This window comes from Parabacteroides vesiculifaciens, from assembly GCF_049860805.1.
GTDB lineage: Bacteria > Bacteroidota > Bacteroidia > Bacteroidales > Tannerellaceae > Parabacteroides.
This window is the reverse complement of the sequence record NZ_CP187555.1, coordinates 2,307,441-2,331,288: the sequence shown is the minus strand read 5'-3', so window position 1 is coordinate 2,331,288 and position 23,848 is coordinate 2,307,441. Positions and strand designations below refer to the sequence as shown.

Below are 23,848 nucleotides of genomic sequence, written 5' to 3'. Positions count from 1 at the left end.
ATTTAATCAATCAGGAATTATCCGAGCTAATCATTGTTTTCCGTTTAGGCAGATACTGGAGCATACCTTTTGAATATTCAATCTGGTGCTTCCCGTTCTCGTCGGCATATATCACATAGTATTCGATCTCCGGCAAGGAGTCAGCCATCTGCCGGGCTTTTTCCAGTCCCATCGCCATAAACGCGGTGGCATAGGCATCGGCAGTTATGCAATCGTCAGCAACGATGGTGGCGCTCAACACGCTCTGTTCGGCAGGATAACCGGTACGGGGGTCGATCGTGTGGGCATATTTCTTGCCGTCTTTGATGTAAAAGTTGCGGTAATTGCCCGAAGTGGCAATCGCACCCTTTTTACATAGCTGGACGATTTCGTCATAATTGTTTTTGGTGCCTGTCGGATCTTCTTCCGGGAGGTTGATGCCGGTGCGCCAGCATACGCCATTCTGGTTGACACCCTTTACCACCACTTCGCCGCCTATCAGGATCATATAGTTTTCTACTCCTTCCTTTTCAAGCAAGCGGGCGATTACGTCGCAGGAGTATCCTTTGGCTATGGCGGAGCAATTCAGCAACAGCCGGGGATCGTCTTTCACTACTTTCTTGTCTTCCAGATGCACTTTCCGGTAGCCTACAAAAGTTTTGAGGCTGTCTATCATGGCAGGCGTCACGCTGTCTTTCTTGCTGAATCCGAATCCCCAGAGGTTCACTAACGGGGCACAGGTGATATCGAAGACGCCATCCGAATTGCGGGAGACTTCCATCGACTTGTTGAATACCTCCGTAAACCATTCGTCTACCTCTACCGGTTCGTTATTATTCACTTTCGCGATGATCGAATTGGGATTGAAGGGATTCAGGGACAGGTTGAATTTTTGCAGTTCGGCATCTATTTTATCTGTCAAAATCCGGGGCGCTTCGTATTTGATCGTATATAGAGTATGGAACACAGTGCCGCTTTCTTCGTAATATTGTTTTTTGTCTTTGCAGGAAACGAAGAACAAAATTCCCAAAATTGCCAGTAAGTAAACTCTCTTATGCATTTTTTTGTCGTTTAGGCTGCAAAGATAGTGTAAATCGAATGCAGAGGCAAATTTTTGCTTCAGAGTTCACTTCTCAATATCTGTAAATATTTTAGATACAACGATTTGGTGCGGCTTGGGTGAATCTGGAGGAATGTCGTGTAGCCCCTTTTCATTATTCTCTGATTTATCTCCTCTTTTATTAGGCTGCGTCCGGCTGATTTCATATATTTGTCAGCATATTAATTTATAAAAATAATGACTATGACAAAATTAAGCAAACTCCCGTCAGAAGCCGACAAGTCTGCCAAAACCTGCAGACCACGCAAAAGCCAGGCCTTGTCCCTAAAAGAGAAATGGAACCCGAACAAACCCCTCCATGCCACCCGGGATGAATTCCTGGATCATATCAGAAAGATCGAGCAGGGGCCGTTTATTCCTGCTGAAGAATGTTTTAGAAATGTCCGGATATGGATGAAGGAACAAGGGAGAAGCCTGTTATAACCTCCATCGAATTTCAGTCAAGTCTCATTCATGTAATGGAAGAAGGTCTCGAGCGATTTGGCTATTTCCAGACAAATCGTTATTTAGATATCATTGAACGAGAAGTTCTTGATTTACGATCAACCTATTCTTATTATCCCGAATGCCACCACTTAACTACGAAAACCCGTATGTACCGGAATATCATTCTGGATTCCCACCTGATCATTTATCGCATTTGCGAAGAGCGTATTGAAGTCTTGGACATCATCCATGCGGCATCCAGTATAAGCCGGATCAGGCAAACAAGGAAAATCCATATAGAATAAAACAGAAAGAGTATGTGCCAGACTTATAGCACATACTCTTTTGTTTATCTCTCTGATAAGACTTTTCTGTCTATACAAATAAACTGAACAGCAGCGCAAACCCGAACCCGCCGAGCGCAATGATCGTCTCCATGACCGTCCATGACTTTAACGTCTGGACCTCCGTTAGCCCCAGGTATTTGCCGACCAGCCAGAAACCGCTGTCATTTACGTGGGAGAGGATGGTGGCTCCGGAGGCAATGGATATGACGATCAGTGCACGATGCATATCCGACAGGGTGTAGGCATTCAGTATGGGACCGACAATACCTGCCGCCGTGATCATCGAGACTGTGGCGGAACCTAAGATGATGCGGACTGCCGCCGCAATGATGAAGGCGAGGATGATCGGAGGAAACTGTGTTTTTGAGATCAGTTGCGCCAGCACGTCGCCAACGCCGCTGTCGATCAGCATCTGCTTGAACGCACCGCCCGAACCGATAATCAGGATGATCATACCTGCCGGAGCCAGGGCTTTCGTGCTGATGTCGAGCAATTCCTTGCGTGTGTACCCCCGCCGCGTGCCTAACAGCCAGGCGGCGATCAACGTTGCAATGATCAGGGCTGTAAACGGATGGCCGAGGAAAGACGCAACTTCGTAAAACGTCCCTTCATGCATATATCCTAATTTGATGAACAGCTCGATCATCGACTTGACTACCATCAGGAGCAGCGGAATGCCGATGATGGAAGATACCATCCAGAAGGAAGGCAGCGAATGCCCATCGTCCGTTTCATCCCCCTTTGCCAGTTCCTCCATTACGTGAGGCGGAGGGGAAACCTGTATTCTGTTTCCGATGTAAGAGCCGAACAAAGGCCCGGCGATGATTGTAATGGGTAGCCCGATAACTGCGCCTACCAGGATCACCCATCCCAGGTCGGCCCCCAACATATCGGCGACCGCCACCGGACCCGGTGTAGGCGGTATGAACGTATGTGTCACAGCCAGTCCCGCCAGCAGCGGGATGGCATAATATAAGGTCGACTTTTTCGTGTCTTTCGCCAGGGCATAAACCACCGGGACCAGAATAATGAAACCGACATCGAAGAACACCGGTATTGCGATCAGGAATCCGGCAATCGACAGGCTCCAGTGCGCCCTCTTTTTCCCGAACCGCCGGATCAGCGTCTTGGCGATAGCCTCCGTGCCACCCGAAGCTTCCAGGATCTGTCCGAAGATACTACCGATCCCGACAACCGTCGCGACAAATCCCAGTGTTCCGCCCAATCCGTTCTGGATGGCCGCGCTCACCCTCTCCAACGGCATGCCCGAAGCGATCCCCAGGAACATGGCGGTGATCAGCAGGGACAGGAACGGATGCAACTTGACCCATAGCACCAGCATGAGCAACAATCCGATTGCCAGGAGGGTGACTAACAAAAGCGTTGCGGGATCAGCCATGACGCGTATCCTCCATATAAGCACCCTTCATCGGCGAAACGCTGTTGCGGGTGAAAATACTAAGAATACCAGTATTAAAGCGGGGAGCCGGTTTCGTCCAACGCCCGCGTCGTTCAGCGAGCACTGCCTCCATCTCTTCGGGGCTTTTGGGGATGCCGGCTACTCCGGTGATGTCAAGCCTGCGTGCCGGAATGTCGATACGGATCAAATCTCCGTCTTCGACCAAGGCGATCGGGCCGCCTTCGGAGGCTTCGGGAGAAACGTGCCCGATGGCAGGACCGCGCGTGGCGCCGGAAAAGCGACCGTCTGTGATCAGGGCGATGGTCTCGATCAGTTCAGGATCGGAAGCAATGGCCTCCGTCGTATAGAACATTTCAGGCATACCGCTGCCCTTCGGCCCTTCGTAGCGGATGAAGACGGCCTCACCCGGATGAATATGTTTGGTCAGGACAGCTTGGAGTGCCTCTTCTTCGCAGTCGAATACGCGTGCTTTCAGCGTGGCCTGCATCAGTTTCGGCGAGATGGCTGCATGTTTAACAACAGCCCCTTCCGGTGCCAGGTTCCCTTTTAGGATGGCGATGGCCCCTTGTGCCTTAATCGGACTGCCGGCCGGTCTGATGATGTCGGACACTTTTACGCCGAGGGCCGGCAGATATTTGCGGCAACGCTCGTAGAAGCCGTTTTGTTTCAGTTCGTCCAGGTTCTCACCTAATGTATTGCCTGTTACGGTGGGGGCGTCAAGGTGTAGAAATTCCCGGATTTCTTCCATGATTGCCGGGACGCCTCCGGCATACCAGAAGTATTCACCCGGCCAAAAGCCGCTGGGACGTATGTTGAGCAGGAACGGGATCTTGCGGTGGATTTCGTCGAATAGTTCCGGTGGCAGCTGGATGCCCAGTTCGTGGGCGATTGCCGGCAAGTGGAGGAGGCTGTTGCTGGAACCGGCTATGGCGGCATGCACCATGATTGCGTTTTCAAAAGCCTTGACCGTCATAATGTCCGACGGCTTAAGCTCGTCTTTCGCCAGTTCCGTTGCTCGGTAACCGGCCCGGTGTGCCATCTCTTTCAGCTCCCGGACCTTTGTCGGGATCAAAGCCGACCCCGGCAGTGCGATCCCCAGCGCCTCCGCCATGACCTGCATGGTCGAAGCGGTTCCCATAAACGAGCAGGCGCCGCATTCGGGACAGGCATCCCGCTTGTAGACCATAAACTGTTCTTCGCTGATTTCCCTTCGTTCGTACTGGGCGCTGTAGGTGCCGATCTGTTCGAGTGTGAGCAGGTTCGGGCCAGCTTTCATGATCCCGCCCGGAATGAAAACGGCAGGCATATTCAGCCGGGCAATCGCCATCAGGTGGGCGGGAACGGATTTGTCACAGCTGGCGATATAGACACCCGCATCGAATGGAGTAGCTCTTACATGGATTTCCATCATGGCGGCCATGATGTCGCGTGAGACGAGTGAGAAGTTCATGCCGTCATGCCCTTGCGCTTCGCCGTCGCAGATATCGGTGACGAAATAGTTGGCTGCCCGTCCCCCTCCGTCGTTTACCCCTTTGCCGGCTTCGGCGACGAGCTGGTCGAGGTGTGCACTGCCCGGATGGCTGTGTCCGTAGCTGCTTTCCACAATGATCTGCGGTTTGCTGAGTTCTTCGATGCTCCATCCGCTACCTAACCGTAGCGAATCCAGTTCTGGAGCTAATTTTCGTAATTGTTGGCTTTTCATGGTATGTATTTTTTACAATGTCTAAATAAGGTCCGGATTTGTGCCGTCAGCGACTTATCCGTTGAAATAGACGTGCTCGATCAGAATCTTAGTCCCGATGCCGATCAGGATCAACCCGCCGATCAGGTCCAGTTTGAGATCGATCTTACGGCCGAAATGGTTTCCGAAGTAAACCCCGAAAGCTGAAATCAGGAACGTGACGATCCCTATCGTCAGGGCTTCCAGTGCAATGGCCGATTCGATGCAGGCCAGCGATATGCCGACCGCCAGCGCGTCAATGCTTGTCGCAACGCCCAGTCCGCACAGCGTCTTGTTGCATAACGGGTTCGTCTTGCAATCCTCCTCCTGTACCTGTGTGCTTTCGTATATCATTTTACCTCCGAGGTAAAGCAACAGCAGGAAAGCGATCCAGTGGTCGAACGCCGTGATGTATTTCTTGAAACTCATCCCCGCCAGGTAACCCGCTAAAGTCATCCCCGCCTGGAAAACCCCCATCACACAGCCTATCTTCAGCATATGGTGATGCTTGTAGTTTTGTATAAGAGCTCCGCCGGTAACAGAAACTGCGAGACTGTCCATTGACAGTCCCACTGCCAGTAACACTATTTCTAAAAATGACATGCTTGAATGATTTATGAATTATGATTTATGAATTATAATTTACCGTCAGTGCATAAATCATAATTCATAAATCATAAATCCTTACAGTTCCGTCTCGATTTTATATTTGTTTCGATTAGGTGAATCCCTTGAAATCAACTCCCCGATGAATCCCGCGAGGAACATTTGTGTTCCGAGGATCATGGCTGTCAGCGAAACATAGAAGTAAGGCGAATTGGTGACCAGCGGCCGCAAATCTCCTGTACAGATGGAAATCAGTTTTGCACTCAGCACAATGACCAATGCGATGAAACCGATGAAAAACATCACGCTCCCCCATAATCCGAAGAAATGCATCGGCTTCTTGCCGAATTTGGAGGTAAACCAGAGGGTGATCAGGTCCAGATAGCCGTTCACGAAGCGGTTCAGTCCGAACTTGGTCGTTCCGTACTTGCGTGCCTGGTGTTGCACCACCTTTTCGCCGATCTTGCTGAATCCAGCGATCTTGGCGAGGTAGGGGATGTAGCGGTGCATATCGTTATAGACTTCTATATTCTTGATCACGATGTTCTTGTATGCTTTCAACCCGCAGTTGAAGTCGTGCAGGTTCGTGATGCCGGAGAATTTGCGTGCCGTAGCGTTGAACAACTTGGTCGGAATGGTTTTAGACAGCGGGTCGTAACGCTTTTTCTTCCAACCGGACACCAGGTCGTAGCCGTCTTCAGTAATCATCCTGTATAATTCGGGAATCTCGTCGGGACTGTCCTGCAGGTCGGCATCCATCGTGATGATCACATCTCCCTTTGCCCGCTGGAAACCGCAGTTCAGACCAGGGGATTTGCCATAATTACGGCGGAACTTGACCGCGTGTATCACTTCCGGGTTCTTGCTTTTAAGTGCTTCGATCACTTCCCAGGAGTTGTCCGTGCTCCCGTCATTGATAAAGATTACCTCGTAACTGAAATTATGTTCTTTCATCACCCGCTCTATCCAAGCAAACAATTCTGGAAGAGACTCGGCTTCATTGTACAGTGGTATAACTACTGATATGTCCATTATTTGTTATTATTTTCTTCTTATTTCTCTTCGGACACCGGGCTTGCTGTTCGACTTCGGCAAACCAGCGCAGCTACCGGTATGGATAATATGATTCCGTAAAATATATTATTAAAAATCTGCTGAATAGCCAAGTGGATGGGAGTGAAGTTGGTCTGTTTGATGGCCTCGATCACTTCGCTGTTGAAATTAGCATTCTTCAGCGCTATTATAGCCTGTGTCATCGTGTTGCTCAGGAAGTCGGGCGGCGCGATAAACTGGAAGAATATGAAATGCTCGATTGAAACGATCAAGGCGGCGAAGAAGTACAGCATGATGCCGAACCGCCACGCATGGAAGAAACTGATGCTTCCGCCTATGTCCTGCCGGTAACGTTTGGTCAGGTAGTAGGCGATAAAAGGGACGGCGATGCTTAGAACTTCATAAATATAGATGAGTGCGGGGATGGAATACCCGAAAATAAGGAACAGATATTTAATCACCCAATAGATACCCATAGCCAAGCCATAAGACATCGCGCACTTCAACAGTAAACCTTTATTCTCTTCCATGATAATGCTGTTTTTAATGTTCTCATCAGCAAAATTAATCCTTTTGCGAGAATATACAATATTTATAATTGAAAATGGACAATTGAAAATTGATAATTATTTTTTGTGTAACTAATTTTCAATTTTCAATTGTCCATTTTCAATTTATCCGAGCCTCTTGTCGGATTCGAACCAACGACCCCGAGATTACAAATCACGTGCTCTGGCCAACTGAGCTAAAGAGGCAGGTGGGTAAGCTTACTACATCGCGCCGCTACAACCAAGTACCCTTGCTGCGGTCAAGCCCTGGGGGATTCCGAGGGAGCATGCCGTGTAGGACTTACCCGGGTGCAAAAGTAGATATTATTTTTTACAATGCAAGCGTTTTCTGCTGATGAGGGTGTTATTTGTTTGTAAGTGATTGGAAACCTTTTGCTTTTAAATGTGTTAAAAAATGTATGCGAAATGCTTGCGTGTGTAGTTTGTTGGGGAAATCTATTTGTCATTTTGATAAAGAAAACAGGGGTGTTGATGTGAAATAGTTATGTTAAAAAATATTACCCTTGCTACTAATTCTAATTTCCCGCTATTGTAATTCGATTTTGATGGGGTAGTAGTGACATTTTGATAGTGGAAGATTGGAGATTAGAGTAATCTATGTTCCCAACCAAATAAACGGAAAGATTTTAAAACAAATTAAGAATATTGCAAAAATCTAAGCCGTTTGGTCGAAAGTTTGGTTCCTGACCAATGCACAGATTCGATGTATCAGTTTGTTTCTAATATTGTTTATAACTAAATTATGATGCTTCCCCTCTTCTCTTTTGCGCCTGTAATATTCTCTTAATATTGGATCATGTATGGCAGCGGTTCGTGCCGCTTGGGTGAGTAGCGTGTTTAGTTTTTTATTGGCAAATCCACTTGTCTTGGCATTGCTTTTGACACTGGAGCCGGAGGTTCGTTGGAACGGTACCACTCCCGCATAGCAGGCCAGCTTGCGCGGATCGTCAAAACAGGTGAAGTTTTCGGTATAAACGATCAAAGCAAGGGCGTTGACAAAAGCCACGCCTTTGATGGATGTAATACGCTCATAATTGTTTTTGATCTCCTCTTCACTGTTGATCAGATCCATTATTTCCTTTTCCACATCTTTTATTTCACGGTTCAAGTTATCCACTTGTGTCAGGCTATGTTGATATATGTAATCTGTTGCGTGATTCCCTTTTAGGACCGAATGGAGTTCTTTGGCATGTACCAATGCTTCATTTTTCATTTTCACCAATAAATCACGGAATGTGAAAAATGAGTGCAGCGCCCGGATGGTTTCCGTATTGGGGGTATAGACCTTGGCCATATCCTCGAAACGGCAAGCGTATTGTGCGATCAGCAATGAATCCAATTTATCGTTTTTCCCGCGTTGCATGCCGCTGCTGTGTTTGATCCTGTAAGGATGTTCCAGCCACAGTGTATAACCCTCGTGCGCGAGAGTGTTACTCAAACAAACGCTGTAAAGTCCCGTGTTCTCACCGCAAAAGAGCATCTGATCTTTGCCTGTCTGCGGATAGCTATCACAAAGCCATGCCAACAGACTCTCATGTCCGGCAACATCATTACTGAACTCACGGTGGACACCTGAAGATATGTTTTCTTTCTCTATCACACTTACATCTACTTTTTTCTTGGAGAAATCAATCCCGATAAATAATTTATTCATACCTTTATATTGTTTTTGGATTAACCGAAAGCAGGAATGGGCTACTACTCTAAATGATATCCTATTATATATCAATAATCTATTTAGTCTTTGCCTGCTTGACTAACGGAAGTCTGTTACAATAACTAGTCTTTAAAGACTATCGTTTTCCATTAGTGTACTTCCGTTAGTCGGTTAATTTAGTTTCTTCATACAACAAAGATATAAATTAACCTCAGCTTCTTGCTTTACGCAAACTTAGAGTTTGTTTATAAGGATGGGATATTTCGGATTTCTAAATAATCTTGTACCTTTGCAGCCAAATTCAAAAATCAAAAACACTATTTACAATGGGTGGTTTTTTCGGAACTATTTCTAAGTCGGCCTGTTCAACTGATTTATTCTATGGCACTGACTATAATTCTCATCTGGGGACTCGCCGGGGAGGTATGGCAACATACGATAAGGAAGCCGGTTTTACTCGTTCGATTCACAATCTGGAAAGTTCTTATTTTCGTACAAAGTTTGAGCCTGCTCTCGATAAGTTTGTGGGAAATGCAGGCATCGGTATCATCAGTGATACCGATGCGCAGCCGATTGTTATCAACTCCCATCTCGGTAAGTTCGCTATCGTGACGGTTGCCAAGATTAATAACATCGATGAACTGGAACAGGACTTGCTCAAGGCGAATATGCACTTCTCCGAACTGAGCTCGGGCAAGACGAACCAGACCGAACTGGTGGCGTTGCTGATTACGCAGGGAAAAGATTTTGTCGAGGGTATTGAAAATGTATTCGACCGGATTAAAGGTTCCTGCTCCATGCTGCTGCTGACGGAAGACGGCATCATCGTTGCCCGCGACAAGTGGGGGCGTACACCTATTATTATAGGTAAGAAAGACGGCGCCTATGCAGCTACCAGCGAATCGAGCAGTCTGCCTAACCTGGATTATGAAATAGAACGGTTTGTCGGGCCGGGCGAAATCCTCCGTATGCGTGCCGACAACATCGAGCAGATGCGCCAGCCCAACGAGCAGATGCAGGTTTGTTCCTTCCTCTGGGTGTATTATGGTTTCCCTGTTTCCTGCTATGAAGGCAAAAATGTCGAGGAAGTCCGTTTCCAGAGCGGCTACAAAATGGGCAAGAAAGACGAAAACGAAGTAGATTGTGTCTGCGGTATTCCCGATTCCGGTGTCGGTATGGCTTTAGGTTATGCCGAAGGAAAAGGAGCTCCTTACCACCGGGCCATTGCCAAATACACGCCGACCTGGCCGCGTAGTTTTACTCCGGCCAACCAGGAAATGCGTTCACTTGTTGCCAAAATGAAGTTGATCCCCAACCGGGCCATGCTGGAAGGCAAGCGTATCTTGTTTTGCGACGACTCGATCGTACGCGGGACGCAGCTCCGCGACAACGTGAAAATATTGTATGACTACGGCGCAAAAGAGGTGCATATGCGTATTGCTTGTCCGCCCCTTATCTACGGCTGTCCTTTCCTCGGCTTTACTTCGTCGAAGAGCGACCTCGAGCTGATCACCCGACGGATCATTAAAGAGCTGGAAGGGGACGAGAATAAGAACCTGGAGAAATATGCGACGACCGATTCGCCGGAATACCAAAGGATGGTGGCTATCATAGCCGAACGTTTCGGCCTGAGCTCGTTAAAGTTCAATACGCTGGAAACACTCGTGGAGGCGATCGGATTGCCGAAATGTAAAGTATGTACGCATTGTTTCGACGGAAGCAGTTGTTTCTAAAGAAATAGATCAGACGGAATAAGGAAAATCATGTGCAGAAATGCGCATGATTTTTTTGTTGTTAGTGACACTTTGATTACTTTTATGGCTTGTAATATTAATGATAAGCTTATGACTGTAACAGATAGATTTTTGAAGTATGTGACGTTCGACACCGAGTCGAGCGAAACTACGGGTGTGACTCCCAGTACGCCGGGGCAGCGCGTGTTTGCCGAAGCATTGGTAAAAGAATTGGAAGAGGTAGGATTGGAAGACATCACCCTCGACGAAAATAGCTACCTGATGGCTACCCTGCCTGCCAATACGGCAAAGCAGGTTCCGACAATCGGCTTTATCGCCCATCTGGACACCAGCCCCGATATGTCGGGCAAGGATGTCGAGCCTCGTATCGTGACGTACAAGGGAGGCGATATCGTGCTGTGCGCCGAAGAAAACATCGTGCTTTCACCGCTTATGTTCCCCGAACTGAACGATTATAAAGATCAGGATCTCATTGTGACGAATGGCAGGACTTTGTTAGGCGCGGACGATAAGGGAGGCGTGGCCGCTATCATCGCCGCAATGAAATATTTGAAGGATCACCCGGAAATCGAACACGGCAAGATCCGTATCGGATTTACGCCTGATGAAGAAATCGGGGCGGGAGCCGACTATTTCGATGTCGAAAAGTTCGGCGCAGAATGGGCCTATACGATCGACGGCGGACAGATCGGCGAGCTGGAATACGAAAACTTCAATGCAGCCGGCGCCAAAGTCCTTTTCAAAGGGTTGAATGTGCATCCGGGATATGCGAAAGACAAGATGCTGAACGCTTCCCTGCTGGCAGTGGAATTTGCGTCCTGGCTACCTGTCGCACAGCGTCCCGAACATACGACCGGCTATGAAGGGTTCTTCCACCTGACCGGTATGAGCGGAACGGTCGAAGAGGCTTCCCTTTCCTATATTATACGTGACCATGTGCGTACCGCTTTCGAACAGAAGAAAGAGTTGTTGCAAGAGCTGGTGAAGCGTATGAATGAAATGCATCCAGGCAGTACGACGCTCGAAATGCGAGACCAGTATTATAATATGCGTGAAGTGGTCGAACCGAAGAAGTTCATCGTGGACCTCGCTTTCGATGCCATGAAGGCTGCCGGTGTGACGCCCTTAGTGAAGCCGATCCGCGGAGGAACGGACGGTGCGCGTCTCTCCTTCATGGGACTTCCTTGCCCGAACATCTTCGCCGGCGGGTTGAACTTCCACGGACGTTATGAATTCCTTCCGGTCAAGTCGCTGGAAAAGAGTATGGAAACAATCATTAAAATAGCTGAGCTGCTGGCTCAAAAATCTTAAACAAATCATATTAATAACATGAAAACAACTCCGTTTACCGATGTGCACATTGCACTGGGTGCTAAAATGCATGAGTTTGCCGGTTTCAACATGCCGATTGAATATACCGGTATTATTGATGAACACATGACCGTCGTGGGCGGCGTGGGTGTATTCGATGTCTCCCATATGGGAGAGTTTTGGGTAAAAGGCCCGAACGCGCTGGCTTTCATCCAGAGCGTGACATCGAACGATGCCTCCGTGCTACCGATCGGCAAGGCTCAATATACTTGCTTCCCGAATGACAAGGGCGGTATTGTGGACGACCTCCTGGTGTACCATTACGAACCGGAAAAGTATCTCCTGGTCGTCAATGCAGGCAACATCGCCAAGGATTGGGACTGGTGCGTAAGCCATAACACGGTAGGGGCAGAGCTGGAAAACGCTTCCGACCGTACCGCCCAGTTGGCTATCCAAGGCCCGAAAGCCGTCGAGGTGTTGCAACGTCTGACTCCGGTCGACTTGTCTTCCATCCCTTACTATTCGTTTGTGACGGGCGAGTTTGCCGGTTGCAAGAACGTGATCATCTCCAATACGGGATATACCGGAGCCGGTGGTTTCGAACTTTATTTCTATCTGGACGATGCTATGACGATCTGGAATGCTATCTTTGAAGCCGGTAAGCCCGAAGGTATCAAACCGATCGGTTTGGGTGCACGTGATACGCTTCGTCTGGAAATGGGCTTCTGTCTGTATGGCAATGACCTGGACGACACCACTTCTCCGATCGAAGCCGGTCTGGGTTGGATCACCAAGTTCGCCGAAGGCAAGAACTTTACGAACCGTGCCGAACTGGAACGTCAGAAGAAGGAGGGCGTTACTCGCAAGTTGTGTGCTTTCGAACTGGTCGACAAAGGTATTCCCCGTCATGGCTATGAAATCGCTGATACCGAAGATAATATCATCGGTGTGGTAACATCCGGAACCATGTCGCCTGTCTTGAAGAAAGGCATTGGTATGGGATACGTGAAACCTGAATTTGCGAAAGCCGGGACCGAAATCTTTATCAAAGTCCGGGGCCGCAACCTGAAAGCCCAGGTTGTAAAAGCGCCGTTCCGCAAATAAGACTGTATAATACATGTGAAACCCATAGCTTTGGGAGGTGTAAGGCATAGCTTTAGGAGACATAAGGCTATGCTTTATGATCCGTAAAGCTATGGGTTTTGTCGTATCTGGGATTTTGTTATGATTATAGTTGGGAAGTGACGGATGTTTTGTAAGTTTGCAGCGGAATAAAAAGAATTGTTTCTATGTTGAATTTTCTGAAAAACTGGACATTGCCTGTTGCGATGCTCGCCGGGGCGTTAGGGTATTTTATCTTTGCCAACTTTGCTTTTCTGGAGCCGACAAAGCCGTTCATGAATTCTTTTATTGCCTATATGACTCCCGCACTGATCTTTGCACAACTACTGCTGACTTTCTGTAAGGTGCAACCGCATGAGTTGCTGCCTTCCCCTTGGCATGGATGGCTGCTGCTGTTCCAGCTTGTTTCGGCTTCGGCAATTGCTGCTTTGCTGATATTCGTGCATATGGACGGTGCTTATAAGGAGGTTTTCGAGGGTGCGATGGTCTGCCTGATCTGCCCGACGGCTACGGCTGCGGCTGTTATCACCGGTAAGTTGGGGGGGAGCGCGTCCAGCCTGACGACTTACACGTTATTGTCGAATGTTCTGGCGGCGATAGTCGTCCCGTTGATGTTCCCGCTGGTCGAGCCTCATGCGGACATAACCTTTATGGCGGCTTTCCTGAAGATATTGAGCAAAGTGTTTCCTTTGCTGCTCTGTCCGTTTTTCCTGGCGATGTTGTTCCGCTATTTCCTTCCGAAGCTGCATCATTTCCTGTTGGGTTTCCGTGATCTTGCTTTCTATCTCTGGGGTGTAGCACTTGCCATCGTGACGGCCCAGACCGTGAAGTCTCTTGCCGAAAGCAATGCTCCGGTAGGAGTGGAGGTGCTGATTGCCTTAGCAGGCTTCGTGACCTGCGCCGTCCAGTTCTATTTAGGTAAACGGATCGGAACCCGTTATTTCGACCGCATCAGTGCCGGACAAGCTCTCGGACAGAAAAACACCGTACTCGCCATCTGGATGGCCTATACCTATCTGGACCCCCTCTCGTCAGTCGGTCCCGGATCCTACGTCCTGTGGCAAAATATTTTCAACAGTTACCAGCTTTGGAAAAAGAGGAAGAATGAGCCCATTCCTTCGCCATCCAGAAATTAGTGAGAGAAAGTTGATTGGCTTTGCGCTTTTGTTCTTCCTTTACTATATAGCCTCTTTTTTCAAAGAATGGGCGGGCTGTTAAACTAACTTCTGATGTGATTCGCATAATTCCTGCTGTGATAGCATGACGCTCTATGTCATTTAAGAGTATCGTAGCAATGCCTTTACCTTGGAAATCCTTATGAACAAACATGGAATGTAAATATCCCTGTGTCGTAATGGATGAAAAACCGACAATTTGTGACTGTCGGTTAGTAGCCACAATAAAATAATGTGTCCGGATCATCTCTTTTATACGGGAAAGATCGTTTCCGCACGATGCCCAATCTTCCACTTCCGCCTGTGAATAATCACGTTTGTTGATTGTGAGGACTGTCTCTCGAAATAAATCACTGAGTTCAGAGGCATCAGACAGCCGGGCTGTCCTAATTGTAAAATCTGTTTTCATATCATTCTTTTATCATCGGAATACTCAAAATTCCCTTATTAAACGCTCCCTCGCCGACCTTTTTGAAGCCTACGTGTTTGTAAAATGCTTCTCCATATGTTGAGGAGTTGACCGTTATCTTGGTGAAGTCACAATCATTCATCATATAATTGAAAAGCGATTTTCCTATTCCTTGCCGGTGATATTTCGGTTGGACGAAAAAGAGTGATATATGTTGTCTTTTTCTATTGATACCGATGACTCCTATCAATAGATTGTTATCAAAAGCCCCATATAGGTCAAGTTCATTCATTAATGATGCGTCATAGATGAAACTTTTGAAGGTTTCGATGCCTTCTTGGGTAAAGTCGCTGATACCACACTCCATACAGACTTGATAGGATAAATCTGCGGCATTGTTGTATTCCTCTTTTGCTAATTTCCGTATCATGCTAATATACTTAAGTAAGATTAGCAAAGATAATCTTTTCATTTTTAATTTATTGGTTTTGGAAATCAAGTTGTTGATCCTCTGCTTTATTTTCGTACTTTTGTCTGTAAATAGGAACATGATGGATATAAATCAGAACTATATAGAAGCGGTAAAAAACATAAAGGATGCTATCTTGCGCAGCCAGTACCGTGCTGCCGCATCAGTGAACAAAGAACAGCTTTCTTTGTATTATGGTATCGGACGGTATGTTTCGGAAAACTCCCGTAAGGGCTTTTGGGGCAAAGGCGCGATAGAGCAGATTTCTTCCATGTTGCAAAAGGAGCTTCCGGGATTGAGGGGATTTTCAACTCGAAGCATTAAAAATATGCGGCAATTTTATGAAGAATGGGCAGTCGTTCTAAATCGGCAGCCATTGGCTGCCGATTTAGAGTTGGATGAAAAACTCCTTCTTGTGGAAATTCGGCAGCCAATGGCTGCTGAATTTAACTGGTCTGATTTCTTGTCAGTCGGCTTTAGTCATCATATAGAAATCATAGCTAAAGCCAAGACTTTGGAAGCACGATTGTTTTATATGCATGAGTGCGCTACTCGCTATTGGAGTAAATACACTTTAAGGGATTACTTAAAAGCAGACCTGTACAGCCATCGGGGAACTTTGCCTAACAATTTCGCACAAACGTTGTCTGATACTAAGCAAGCTCTAAAAGCAGTTTGTTTATTCAAAGATGAATACTTGCTTGATTTTATTAATGTGGAGGAACTGAATGAGCAGGAGGATTTAGATGAAAGGATAGTAGAAAAAGCTATTGTTGCTAATGTGAAGAAGTTTATCATGACTTTCGGGCAGGATTTCAGCTTTATAGGCAATCAATACCGTATTAAGGTGGCAGAGGAAGAAATGTTTATTGATTTGTTGTTTTTCAATCGGGAGCTTAATTCTTTGGTGGCGGTCGAATTGAAGTCTGGGAAATTCCGTAGTTCGTATTTAGGTCAACTGAATACTTACCTTTCTGCTTTGGATTCGTACGTGAGAAAACCGCACGAAAATCCCTCTATCGGAATCATACTTTGTAGAGAGATGAATCAGACCTTTGTGGAATTTGCAGTTCGCGATTATAACAAGCCGATGGGGGTTGTTACTTACCGTGCATCCGAAGATATGCCGGAACGACTTCGTAAAGCATTACCGGATATAGAAGAACTGAAGAAATTGTTGTAGGAAAGTTTGGTTTTAGAACTATATTAAAAGATACAGAGATGAATGTAGAAGAATTTAGAGAGTATTGTTTGTCTTTCAAAGGTGTGCAGGAGAAGATGCCTTTCCTTGATGTGGCAGATAGGTACAGCAGGGATGTGCTTTGCTTCTATGTCGGGAGTAAATGGTTTTGTTTTGTCAATATAGAGGTGTTCGATTTCTGTTGCTTGAAATGCGAACCGGAGAGGAACCTTGAACTGCAAGAAGCCTATCAGGGGATAAAGCCGGGATGGCATATGAATAAGCGGCATTGGATGAGTGTCTACTTTAATCAGGACGTTCCCGACAATACGATCAAGGAACTCGTACGGCAATCTTATGATATCGTTTATCGTACCCTTTCCAAGAAGGAAAAAGAATTGATCTAAGATATGTGATCTTGAGTAGCTCCGAGTTATCCGTTGACGGTCGGAACAGCGCCTTTCAGTCGCAGGTCGGGGTCAGCAGAAGTTCGTAGTCTACGACATCTAACCACCGATCGAACTTCAAACCGACCTTTTTGAAGCGGGAAACCTGTTTGAAACCAAGTCTTTCGTGCAAGATGTTACTGGCTTCGTTTCCTTCCGTGATGCAGGCGATCAAGGCGCGGTAGCCGTTTTCGCGACATGCTTCGATCAGTCTTTGCATCAGGAGCCTGCCGATTCCTTTTCCGGTATGTCCGGGAGACAGATAAACAGTCGTTTCCAGGGTATAGCGGTAAGCGGCACGCTCTTTCCACGTATGGGCATAACAATAGCCGGCGATTTCCTGCTCCTCCTCGTAGACGAAATAAGGAAAACGGGAGGATATTTCCGCAATTCGGGCGCGCATTTCCTCTTCCTGCACCGGTTCCGTGTCGAAAGTTGCTACGCTATGCAGTACATATTCGTTGTAAATATTTGTGATTGCCTTCGCATCCTGGAGTTCCACTTGCCTGATCATATCTCTTTTATCTTGTATTCTTGCCGCAAAAATAATGTATCGGTAGGAAAATAATCCCTATTTTTGTAGAATAATTGATATTGATATGAGATTAAGCAATGAATGGTTTACAGCTCTTTCAGAGAATGAATCCGGACAACTGGTCACTGTTTCCGGTCGTGATGAATTAACCGAATTTGTCCAGTCGGGCAAGTTCAAGGAGCGGGTGGAAATTACCTGGAAATATGAAGGTGACGACAAAGGAATGCCCTCCGAAGCGCTTGCCGAAAAGATGGAGGAGGTGCAGGAAGTCCTGCGTAAGGCGATGGAAAAGGATAAACTCTCGATCCTGACCGGCGTTTATACTGGAGGCGAGGAGAGGATATGGGTCTATTACACTCGCACCGTCCGCGTTTTCGGTGAGCGGTTGAATGAAGTTCTGGCTCCGTTTGAAACGTTGCCGCTCTCTATCTATACGGAGGTTGACCCCGAATGGGAGGAATATCAGGATATGTACGAGATGAAAGAATGGGCCATTGAATGACCGTCTTGTCCGTTCGGAAAAATAAATAAAGGGACTATCCTGGTGCTGAGGTAGTCCCTTTGTTGTATATAAAAAGATCAGATATTGTCGTTATTCTAATCGAACCAGTCTGTAGATCAATTGCTGGATCGCTTCCTGGTAGTCGTCGATGATGGACTGTGAGAAGGCTTCCGGGAAAAGATCCCTGTGTTTCTCCACATAGTTGTAAAAGTCGGAAGCATGTTTGGCAATATCGTCCGGCGTTTTTGTTTCGGGGATGGAGATATGCAAATCGCCGACTAAAGCATAAGTCGTTTCGGTGATCCGGTCGATGACATCCAGCAGGGAGGCGATCGCTTCGTCCAAAGCCATGTGTTTGGCATAGCTGCCGGGGCCTGTTACATGCCAGTGATAAAGCTTCAGACTGCTGTTAAAGGAGAAAAGTTCTCCGATAAATGTTGCGATCTCCATGTTGGAGGATTTTATGATACTCTGTTTCTTAGCAGACTTTTTTACTGTTTCTGTACTCATAGCGAATCAATTTTATGTTTCTTATTTCTGTATTCTAAACAGCTTCTCTTTCCTGAAAGTTTAGAAACCGAATGCTAAATATGCTTATTTCGGGGAAGGTAACTATTTACGGATAGATGTTGTTTATGTCTAAAACATAAAGTATTAAAGATATGGTACGGATTAAATTGAAACGTGTTTATGATGAGATGGACGTCTCCGACGGTCTGCGTGTTTTTGTAGATCGTTTGTGGCCGAGAGAGCCTTTATCGAATCGATCCGTACACATCCGGTCGTGACTTTGTTGTATGCTTCTAAAGAAAAGGAACATAATTATGCAATAATATTAAAGGAGTCTCTCGTTTTTGATTTAGTTAATTAAATATTTTATATATATTTGTAGTGTTAGACTAAAATGTATATTTACCATGAAGAATCACAACAGGAGGAATTTTATCAAGCAGGTTTCTGTAACTGGGGCTGTTTTGGCTACCGGGGCATTAGCTTCGTGTGCGGAAAAGGCATCGGCAAGCCGTGTGGAAAACGACACGGATGAGAATATTGAAAGTAAACTAATCATCCCGAAGGCGCAGGGGCTGAAAATATCCGGGACTTTTTTGGATGAGATATCCCATGATATCCCACATCAGAATTGGGGTGAAAAGGAATGGGACCGGGATTTTGCTTATATGAAAGCAATGGGGATCGATACGGTAATCGTGATCCGGAGCGGCTATCGCAAGTTTATCACCTATCCTTCGGAGTACCTGATGAAAACATTTGGCTGCTATATGCCTTCGGTCGATTTGATCGATATGTACCTGCGTCTGTCGGATAAATACGGTATGAAGTTTTTTTTCGGATTATATGATTCCGGCAGATACTGGGATACGGGGGATCTGACCTGGGAAATCGAATCCAATAAATATGTGATTGAGGAAGTTTGGAAGAAATACGGGTGTCATAAAAGTTTCCAGGGGTGGTATCTCTGCCAGGAGATCAGCCGTGCGACTAAGGGAGCGATTACGGCATTCAGCAGTTTGGGCAAGCAGTGTAAGGAGGTTTCAGGTGGTTTGCCTACTCTCATTTCTCCGTGGATTGACGGAAAGAAAGCTGTTGCCGCTGCCGGAGGCGATCTGACAAAAGCCGAAGCGGTCTCTGTGGAACAGCATGAAAGAGAATGGTCTGAAATATTCGACGGGATCAAGGGGAACGTGGATGCCTGCGCTTTCCAGGACGGTCATATCGATTACGATGAATTGGATGCATTTTTCAGTGTCAATAAGAAGATGGCGGATAAGTATGGCATCGAGTGCTGGACAAATGCCGAATCGTTTGACCGGGACATGCCGATCAAGTTCCTCCCGATCAAGTTCGACAAGTTGCGCATGAAGCTCGAAGCGGCTGCCCGGCAAAAGTACGACAAGGCGATCACTTTCGAGTTCTCCCACTTCATGAGTCCCCAGTCCTCCTATTTGCAGGCGGGTCATCTGTATGACCGTTATAAGGAGTATTTTGAAATCGGATAAAGAGAGAAGATTATGAAAAATCACAATTCCGAAAATATGGGATATGTCGTGTTCTTGTCAGCTGTGGCGGCACTCGGCGGTTTTCTGTTCGGTTACGATACGGCGGTTATTTCGGGAACGATCAAAGGGGTGTCCACCCAGTTTCGATTAGATGATATAGAGACGGGATGGTATGTCGGATGTGCATTGATCGGTTCGATAGCCGGTGTGCTGATGGCCGGTAAGTTAAGCGACCGCTACGGGCGGAAGCCTGTCCTGTTGTTCTCGGCGGTCATGTTCGCTTCTTCTGCAATCGGCTGTATGTTTTCTTCTTCGGTGGACGAGTTGGTTGTTTATCGCATTGTCGGAGGAGTGGGGATCGGGATTGCTTCCATTATTTCTCCTCTTTATATTTCAGAGATATCGGTCGCACGGTATCGCGGGCGGTTGGTGGCTCTTTACCAGTTGGCTATTACGGTAGGTATCGTCGGTTCTTATTTCGCAAATGCAGCCGTGCTGAGGTATTCCTTGTCCTCCTCTTTTGACGGGCACTGGCTACAGATGATTTTTGTGATGGAGGTCTGGCGGGCGATGTTGGGGATGGAGATCGTTCCTGCTCTGTTGTTCTTCATAATTCTCTTTTTCATCCCTGAAAGTCCGCGCTGGCTGGTGATCAACCGGCAGGAAGAACGTGCACGGGCAGTGATGAGCCGTTTGTTCGGCGTCCATACCGCCGGAGAGCAGATAGAGGAGATCCGGTCGCTTGTCCGGACGGAGACGAAAAGCGATTGGCGCTTGTTGCTTCAGCCGGGTTTTCGCACGGTGCTGTTTGTCGGGATCAGCTTGGCGATGTTAGGACAGTTCATGGGGGTGAATGCCGTGTTGTATTATGGCCCGGTATTGTTTGAAGAGGCCGGATTAGCACAGAACAGCTCGCTTGATTTCCAGATTATGGTCGGCTTGGTGAATGTCTTTTCTACCGTTTTGGCCATGTGGCTGATTGATCGGATAGGGAGGAAAAAACTGATTTACATAGGGGTGAGCGGGATGATCGTCACGCTTGTAGGTGTCAGCATTTATTTCATGCTGAATGCAGGGGGGCGGCTTTCCCCTTTCCTGTTGTTGGGTTTGATTATGGCTTATATCTTTAGTTGCGCCATCTCGATCTGTGCCGTCATCTTCGTCCTGTTATCGGAAATGTATCCGGTCAAAGTGCGCGGGGCGGCGATGTCGATAGCTGGTTTTTCGCTTTGGGTTGGCACATACCTGATCGGACAACTCACGCCGTGGCTGTTGACAAATCTGGCTCCTTCGGGTGTCTTCCTGTTGTTCGCTTGTATGTGCGTGCCCTATATGTTGATTACTTGGAAACTGGTTCCCGAAACAACGGGAAGGTCATTAGAAGAGATTGAGCAGATGATCGCCGGAAAGTAGTCTTTTGGGTAGAATCGGTGTCCTGGGTATAAACGCCGCGCCGTTCAGGGTGGCAAAGTTTTTTTCACCCTGAACGGTGCGATCATTATGCTTGCAAAACCCGTTTATTGTGCCAGCAGGTAGCTTTTGAAGGTTCCGAAATCTTTTTCCAATCCGATGCTTTGCTTTTCTCTTTGCATGAAGGCTTTCAGCTTGGCGGGGATTTCGATGTCGGCATCCAGTATTTTGTCTACCGTCCCTTTGAACTTGGCGGGGTGGGCGGTTTCGAGGAACAGGCCTGTTTCGACTGGAGACAGTTTATTTTCGATCAAAGCCTGGTAGCCGCAAGCGCCGTGCGGGTCCAGGATGTAACCGGTTTCGTTATAAACCTGCTTCATGGTAGCCCCTATCTCTTCGTCCGTGAACCGGTAACCGCTGATCAGCCGGCTGATTTCCGCGTGCGGATTGCCGTTCTTCCCGTACAAGTCCAGGATACGGGCGAAATTGCTCGGATCGCCGACATCCATCGCATTGGCGATGGTCGGGACGGAAGGACGCGGCGTGTAAACACCCGTGCGCAGGTATTCTAAGAACACGTCGTTGCGGTTGTTGGCAGCCACAAAGCGTTTGACCGGCAGCCCCATCCGGTGGGCGAACAATCCGGCGGTGATATTGCCGAAGTTCCCGCTGGGGACGGATACGACCAGCTCGTCCGCTTTCCCTGATTTATCTAATTGCGCATACGCATTGAAGTAGTAGAATGATTGCGGCAGGAAGCGTGCCACATTGATAGAGTTGGCAGATGTTAGCTTCATGTGGCGGTTCAGCTCTTCGTCCATAAAGGCGGATTTGACCAATGCCTGGCAATCGTCGAACGTGCCGTCTATTTCCAGCGCCGTGATGTTCTGTCCAAGCGTGGTGAACTGGCATTCCTGGATTGGGCTTACCTTCCCTTTCGGGTAGAGCACATACACGTGGATGCCCGGCACGCCGAGGAAGCCGTTGGCAACGGCGCTACCCGTATCACCGGAAGTCGCCACCAGCACGTTCACCTGTTTCAGCCCCTCTTTCCGAATGAAATAGCCTAACAGGCGGGCCATGAAACGTCCCCCTACATCCTTGAATGCCAAAGTCGGACCGTGGAAAAGTTCGAGGCTGTAGATATGGTCGCGTACAGGGATGACCGGTGTTTCGAACGACAACGTGTCGCGGACGATCGCATCGAGCGTCTCCGGTTCTATATCATCCCCGAAGAAAGCCTGTGCGACGGTACAGGCAATTTCATGGAACGACTTGTCTTTGAGACCGGAGATCACATCTTTGTCCAAAGGCCGGATCTGTTCCGGCATATATAAGCCTTTGTCACCGGCAAGACCTTTTACTACGGCTTCTTCCAGTGAGGCGAGCGGAGCTTGTTTGTTTGTGCTGTAATATCTCATACTAATTCTTTTATAAATTCATCTTTTTCTAATATGCCGTATTTCCCTTCCAGCACGGAGAACTCGTCGAAATGCGTCACACTGTCAGGTGCCTGTCCCGGCTTGTAGATCAGAAAAGGGACGGGAACGTTCGTATGTGTACGGATGGCACAAGGCGTCGGGTGGTCGGGGAGGACGGCGATCGCCACCGGTTCATCCCATTTCTGCAACTCCTCGAAGATGATGCCGATTGCCCGTTTGTCCAGGTTCTCGATCGTCCGGATCTTCAAGTCGACATCCCCTTCGTGCCCGGCTTCGTCGCTGGCTTCGATATGGAGGTAGACGAAATCGTTCGTCTTCAGGGCTTCGAGGGCGGCGTGCGCTTTGCCTTCGTAGTTTGTGTCGTAAAGCCCGGTAGCCCCTTCCACGTCGATCACTTTCAGGCCGGCATACACGCCTATGCCCCGTATCAGGTCGACGGCCGAGATGACGGAACCCTGCTTGAAACCATACATCTCCTGCATGGTCTGCATGGCCGGACGATAGCCCGGCGACCAGGGCCAGATGCTGTTTGCCGGGTCTTTCCCTGCTGCGATGCGCCGGCGGTTGACGGGGTGGTCTTTTAGTATCTCCTGCGATTTCAGGATCAGGCTGTTCAGCAGATCGGCCGTCTCCTGCGCTTCGGGCACTTCCGGTTTAATCATCAGGGGGCGGAAAGGATGGAGGGGGACGTCGTGCGGCGGGGTACAGTCTAAGCGCTTGTCACCTCCCTTCACCACTAACAGGTGGCGGTAAGACACACCTGTGTAAAAGTGCACGCGGTCGGACCCTAACTGCTCGTTAAGGAAGCGGATCAGTTCGTCTGCCTCCTCCGTGGCGATATGGCCGGATGAATGGTTTTTCAGTATATCGCCTTCCACGCAGATCAGGTTACAGCGCATGGCCATTTCCCCCGGTTTCAAGTCATATCCGATACTGGCGGCTTCGAGCACACCCCGCCCTTCGTAGACGGTCGGGAGGTCGTAGCCCAGTACTGCCATGTTCGCCACTTCGCTTCCCGGATGGAAACCGTCGGCAACGGTCTTCATGCGTCCGGTAACGCCCAGTGCAGCCAGTTTGTCCATGTAGGGAGTGTCTGCATACTGCATTGGTGTCTTGCCACCCAATACCTCTATCGGCTCGTCGGCCATACCGTCTCCCAGGATGATTATACTTTTCAT

The 23,848-nt window shown here is 47.9% G+C and carries 25 protein-coding genes and 1 tRNA gene; 12 read left to right on the top strand and 14 right to left on the bottom strand.

Annotated features, from left to right (window positions below):
- Positions 1 to 10 precede the first annotated feature (10 nt).
- Positions 11 to 1,039 carry an FAD:protein FMN transferase gene (locus tag ACPYIV_RS09480; protein ID WP_293740216.1) on the bottom strand — a complete coding sequence of 343 codons (1,029 nt, stop codon included), beginning with the start codon at positions 1,037 to 1,039 and terminating at the stop codon, positions 11 to 13.
- Between the two features lie 243 nt (positions 1,040 to 1,282).
- Here ACPYIV_RS09480 and ACPYIV_RS09475 point away from each other — a divergent pair, with 243 nt between their 5' ends.
- Both ACPYIV_RS09475 and ACPYIV_RS09470 read left to right on the top strand, forming a co-directional pair.
- Positions 1,283 to 1,522 (top strand): hypothetical protein, encoded by a 240-nt coding sequence (locus tag ACPYIV_RS09475; RefSeq protein ID WP_301705187.1) that lies wholly within the window; start codon positions 1,283 to 1,285, stop codon positions 1,520 to 1,522.
- Positions 1,489 to 1,830: a type II toxin-antitoxin system RelE/ParE family toxin gene (locus ACPYIV_RS09470; protein ID WP_299363604.1), complete on the top strand. Its 342-nt coding sequence runs from the start codon at positions 1,489 to 1,491 to the stop codon at positions 1,828 to 1,830. The genes ACPYIV_RS09475 and ACPYIV_RS09470 overlap by 34 nt, the downstream gene beginning before the upstream one ends.
- Before the next feature lie 70 nt (positions 1,831 to 1,900).
- Here the strand turns inward: ACPYIV_RS09470 and ACPYIV_RS09465 are convergent, their stop codons facing one another.
- The 7 genes from ACPYIV_RS09465 to ACPYIV_RS09435 form a co-directional block, all read right to left on the bottom strand.
- Positions 1,901 to 3,271 (bottom strand): gluconate:H+ symporter, encoded by a 1,371-nt coding sequence (locus ACPYIV_RS09465; protein WP_425886405.1) that lies wholly within the window; start codon positions 3,269 to 3,271, stop codon positions 1,901 to 1,903.
- A complete protein-coding gene (gene ilvD, locus ACPYIV_RS09460; RefSeq protein WP_425886404.1) occupies positions 3,264 to 4,994 on the bottom strand; it encodes a dihydroxy-acid dehydratase in 1,731 nt (576 codons plus the stop codon). Before ilvD ends, ACPYIV_RS09465 begins: the two co-directional genes overlap by 8 nt.
- A 54-nt stretch (positions 4,995 to 5,048) precedes the next feature.
- On the bottom strand, positions 5,049 to 5,615 hold the full coding sequence (locus tag ACPYIV_RS09455; RefSeq protein ID WP_301705190.1) for a manganese efflux pump MntP family protein: 567 nt from the start codon (positions 5,613 to 5,615) through the stop codon (positions 5,049 to 5,051).
- Between the two features lie 81 nt (positions 5,616 to 5,696).
- A complete protein-coding gene (locus ACPYIV_RS09450) occupies positions 5,697 to 6,650 on the bottom strand; it encodes a glycosyltransferase (protein ID WP_293734512.1) in 954 nt (317 codons plus the stop codon).
- A gap of 20 nt (positions 6,651 to 6,670) precedes the next feature.
- Positions 6,671 to 7,201 carry a DUF4199 domain-containing protein gene (locus tag ACPYIV_RS09445; RefSeq protein ID WP_293740212.1) on the bottom strand — a complete coding sequence of 177 codons (531 nt, stop codon included), beginning with the start codon at positions 7,199 to 7,201 and terminating at the stop codon, positions 6,671 to 6,673.
- A gap of 151 nt (positions 7,202 to 7,352) precedes the next feature.
- Positions 7,353 to 7,426 (bottom strand) — tRNA-Thr (locus ACPYIV_RS09440).
- A 469-nt stretch (positions 7,427 to 7,895) separates the two neighbouring features.
- Entirely contained in the window at positions 7,896 to 8,894 is a 999-nt protein-coding gene (locus ACPYIV_RS09435) for an IS110 family transposase (RefSeq protein ID WP_290092606.1), read from the bottom strand.
- A gap of 329 nt (positions 8,895 to 9,223) precedes the next feature.
- Here ACPYIV_RS09435 and ACPYIV_RS09430 point away from each other — a divergent pair, with 329 nt between their 5' ends.
- The 4 genes from ACPYIV_RS09430 (at position 9,224) to ACPYIV_RS09415 (ending at position 14,220) form a co-directional block, all read left to right on the top strand.
- Entirely contained in the window at positions 9,224 to 10,630 is a 1,407-nt protein-coding gene (locus tag ACPYIV_RS09430; RefSeq protein WP_425886403.1) for an amidophosphoribosyltransferase, read from the top strand.
- 111 nt (positions 10,631 to 10,741) lie between these two features.
- Positions 10,742 to 11,962 (top strand): peptidase T, encoded by a 1,221-nt coding sequence (gene pepT / locus ACPYIV_RS09425; RefSeq protein ID WP_293732274.1) that lies wholly within the window; start codon positions 10,742 to 10,744, stop codon positions 11,960 to 11,962.
- Positions 11,963 to 11,980: 18 nt separating this feature from the next.
- Positions 11,981 to 13,066 (top strand): glycine cleavage system aminomethyltransferase GcvT, encoded by a 1,086-nt coding sequence (gene gcvT, locus ACPYIV_RS09420; protein ID WP_293732273.1) that lies wholly within the window; start codon positions 11,981 to 11,983, stop codon positions 13,064 to 13,066.
- Between the two features lie 185 nt (positions 13,067 to 13,251).
- The gene (locus tag ACPYIV_RS09415; RefSeq protein WP_425886402.1) at positions 13,252 to 14,220 is read left to right on the top strand and encodes a transporter; all 969 of its coding nucleotides are present in this window, start codon (positions 13,252 to 13,254) and stop codon (positions 14,218 to 14,220) included.
- On the opposite strand, the gene ACPYIV_RS09410 is transcribed toward ACPYIV_RS09415, so the two are convergent.
- Complete coding sequence (locus ACPYIV_RS09410; protein ID WP_293740209.1) at positions 14,156 to 14,668, bottom strand: GNAT family N-acetyltransferase; 513 nt, start codon at positions 14,666 to 14,668, stop codon at positions 14,156 to 14,158. The two genes, ACPYIV_RS09415 and ACPYIV_RS09410, sit on opposite strands and share 65 nt — an antisense overlap.
- Position 14,669: 1 nt before the next feature.
- Positions 14,670 to 15,098, bottom strand: a complete 429-nt coding sequence (locus tag ACPYIV_RS09405) for a GNAT family N-acetyltransferase (protein WP_425886401.1) — start codon at positions 15,096 to 15,098, stop codon at positions 14,670 to 14,672.
- 121 nt (positions 15,099 to 15,219) lie between these two features.
- Here ACPYIV_RS09405 and ACPYIV_RS09400 point away from each other — a divergent pair, with 121 nt between their 5' ends.
- Both ACPYIV_RS09400 and ACPYIV_RS09395 read left to right on the top strand, forming a co-directional pair.
- Positions 15,220 to 16,320 (top strand): PDDEXK nuclease domain-containing protein, encoded by a 1,101-nt coding sequence (locus ACPYIV_RS09400; protein WP_425886513.1) that lies wholly within the window; start codon positions 15,220 to 15,222, stop codon positions 16,318 to 16,320.
- 38 nt (positions 16,321 to 16,358) lie between these two features.
- A complete protein-coding gene (locus ACPYIV_RS09395; RefSeq protein WP_293732268.1) occupies positions 16,359 to 16,724 on the top strand; it encodes an MmcQ/YjbR family DNA-binding protein in 366 nt (121 codons plus the stop codon).
- A gap of 55 nt (positions 16,725 to 16,779) precedes the next feature.
- Here the strand turns inward: ACPYIV_RS09395 and ACPYIV_RS09390 are convergent, their stop codons facing one another.
- Complete coding sequence (locus ACPYIV_RS09390; protein WP_293740204.1) at positions 16,780 to 17,277, bottom strand: GNAT family N-acetyltransferase; 498 nt, start codon at positions 17,275 to 17,277, stop codon at positions 16,780 to 16,782.
- A gap of 85 nt (positions 17,278 to 17,362) precedes the next feature.
- On the opposite strand from ACPYIV_RS09390, the gene ACPYIV_RS09385 reads away from it, so the two are divergent.
- The gene (locus ACPYIV_RS09385; RefSeq protein ID WP_293732265.1) at positions 17,363 to 17,800 is read left to right on the top strand and encodes a DUF695 domain-containing protein; all 438 of its coding nucleotides are present in this window, start codon (positions 17,363 to 17,365) and stop codon (positions 17,798 to 17,800) included.
- A 90-nt stretch (positions 17,801 to 17,890) separates the two neighbouring features.
- On the opposite strand, the gene ACPYIV_RS09380 is transcribed toward ACPYIV_RS09385, so the two are convergent.
- Complete coding sequence (locus tag ACPYIV_RS09380) at positions 17,891 to 18,310, bottom strand: DUF5856 family protein (RefSeq protein ID WP_293732264.1); 420 nt, start codon at positions 18,308 to 18,310, stop codon at positions 17,891 to 17,893.
- Between the two features lie 152 nt (positions 18,311 to 18,462).
- Between ACPYIV_RS09380 and ACPYIV_RS09375 the strand changes: the two genes are divergently transcribed.
- The 3 genes from ACPYIV_RS09375 to ACPYIV_RS09365 all read left to right on the top strand — a co-directional run bounded on the left by ACPYIV_RS09375 (position 18,463) and on the right by ACPYIV_RS09365 (position 21,231).
- Entirely contained in the window at positions 18,463 to 18,588 is a 126-nt protein-coding gene (locus ACPYIV_RS09375; RefSeq protein WP_370648543.1) for a DUF488 family protein, read from the top strand.
- Between the two features lie 129 nt (positions 18,589 to 18,717).
- Complete coding sequence (locus ACPYIV_RS09370) at positions 18,718 to 19,818, top strand: DUF4434 domain-containing protein (protein WP_425886400.1); 1,101 nt, start codon at positions 18,718 to 18,720, stop codon at positions 19,816 to 19,818.
- A gap of 12 nt (positions 19,819 to 19,830) precedes the next feature.
- Entirely contained in the window at positions 19,831 to 21,231 is a 1,401-nt protein-coding gene (locus ACPYIV_RS09365; RefSeq protein ID WP_293740201.1) for a sugar porter family MFS transporter, read from the top strand.
- Between the two features lie 104 nt (positions 21,232 to 21,335).
- Here the strand turns inward: ACPYIV_RS09365 and thrC are convergent, their stop codons facing one another.
- Together thrC and ACPYIV_RS09355 are read right to left on the bottom strand one after the other, a co-directional pair.
- Positions 21,336 to 22,649, bottom strand: coding sequence for a threonine synthase (gene thrC, locus ACPYIV_RS09360; RefSeq protein ID WP_293732261.1), 1,314 nt, complete (start codon positions 22,647 to 22,649; stop codon positions 21,336 to 21,338).
- Positions 22,646 to 23,848 (bottom strand): cofactor-independent phosphoglycerate mutase, encoded by a 1,203-nt coding sequence (locus tag ACPYIV_RS09355; protein WP_425886399.1) that lies wholly within the window; start codon positions 23,846 to 23,848, stop codon positions 22,646 to 22,648. The genes thrC and ACPYIV_RS09355 overlap by 4 nt, the downstream gene beginning before the upstream one ends.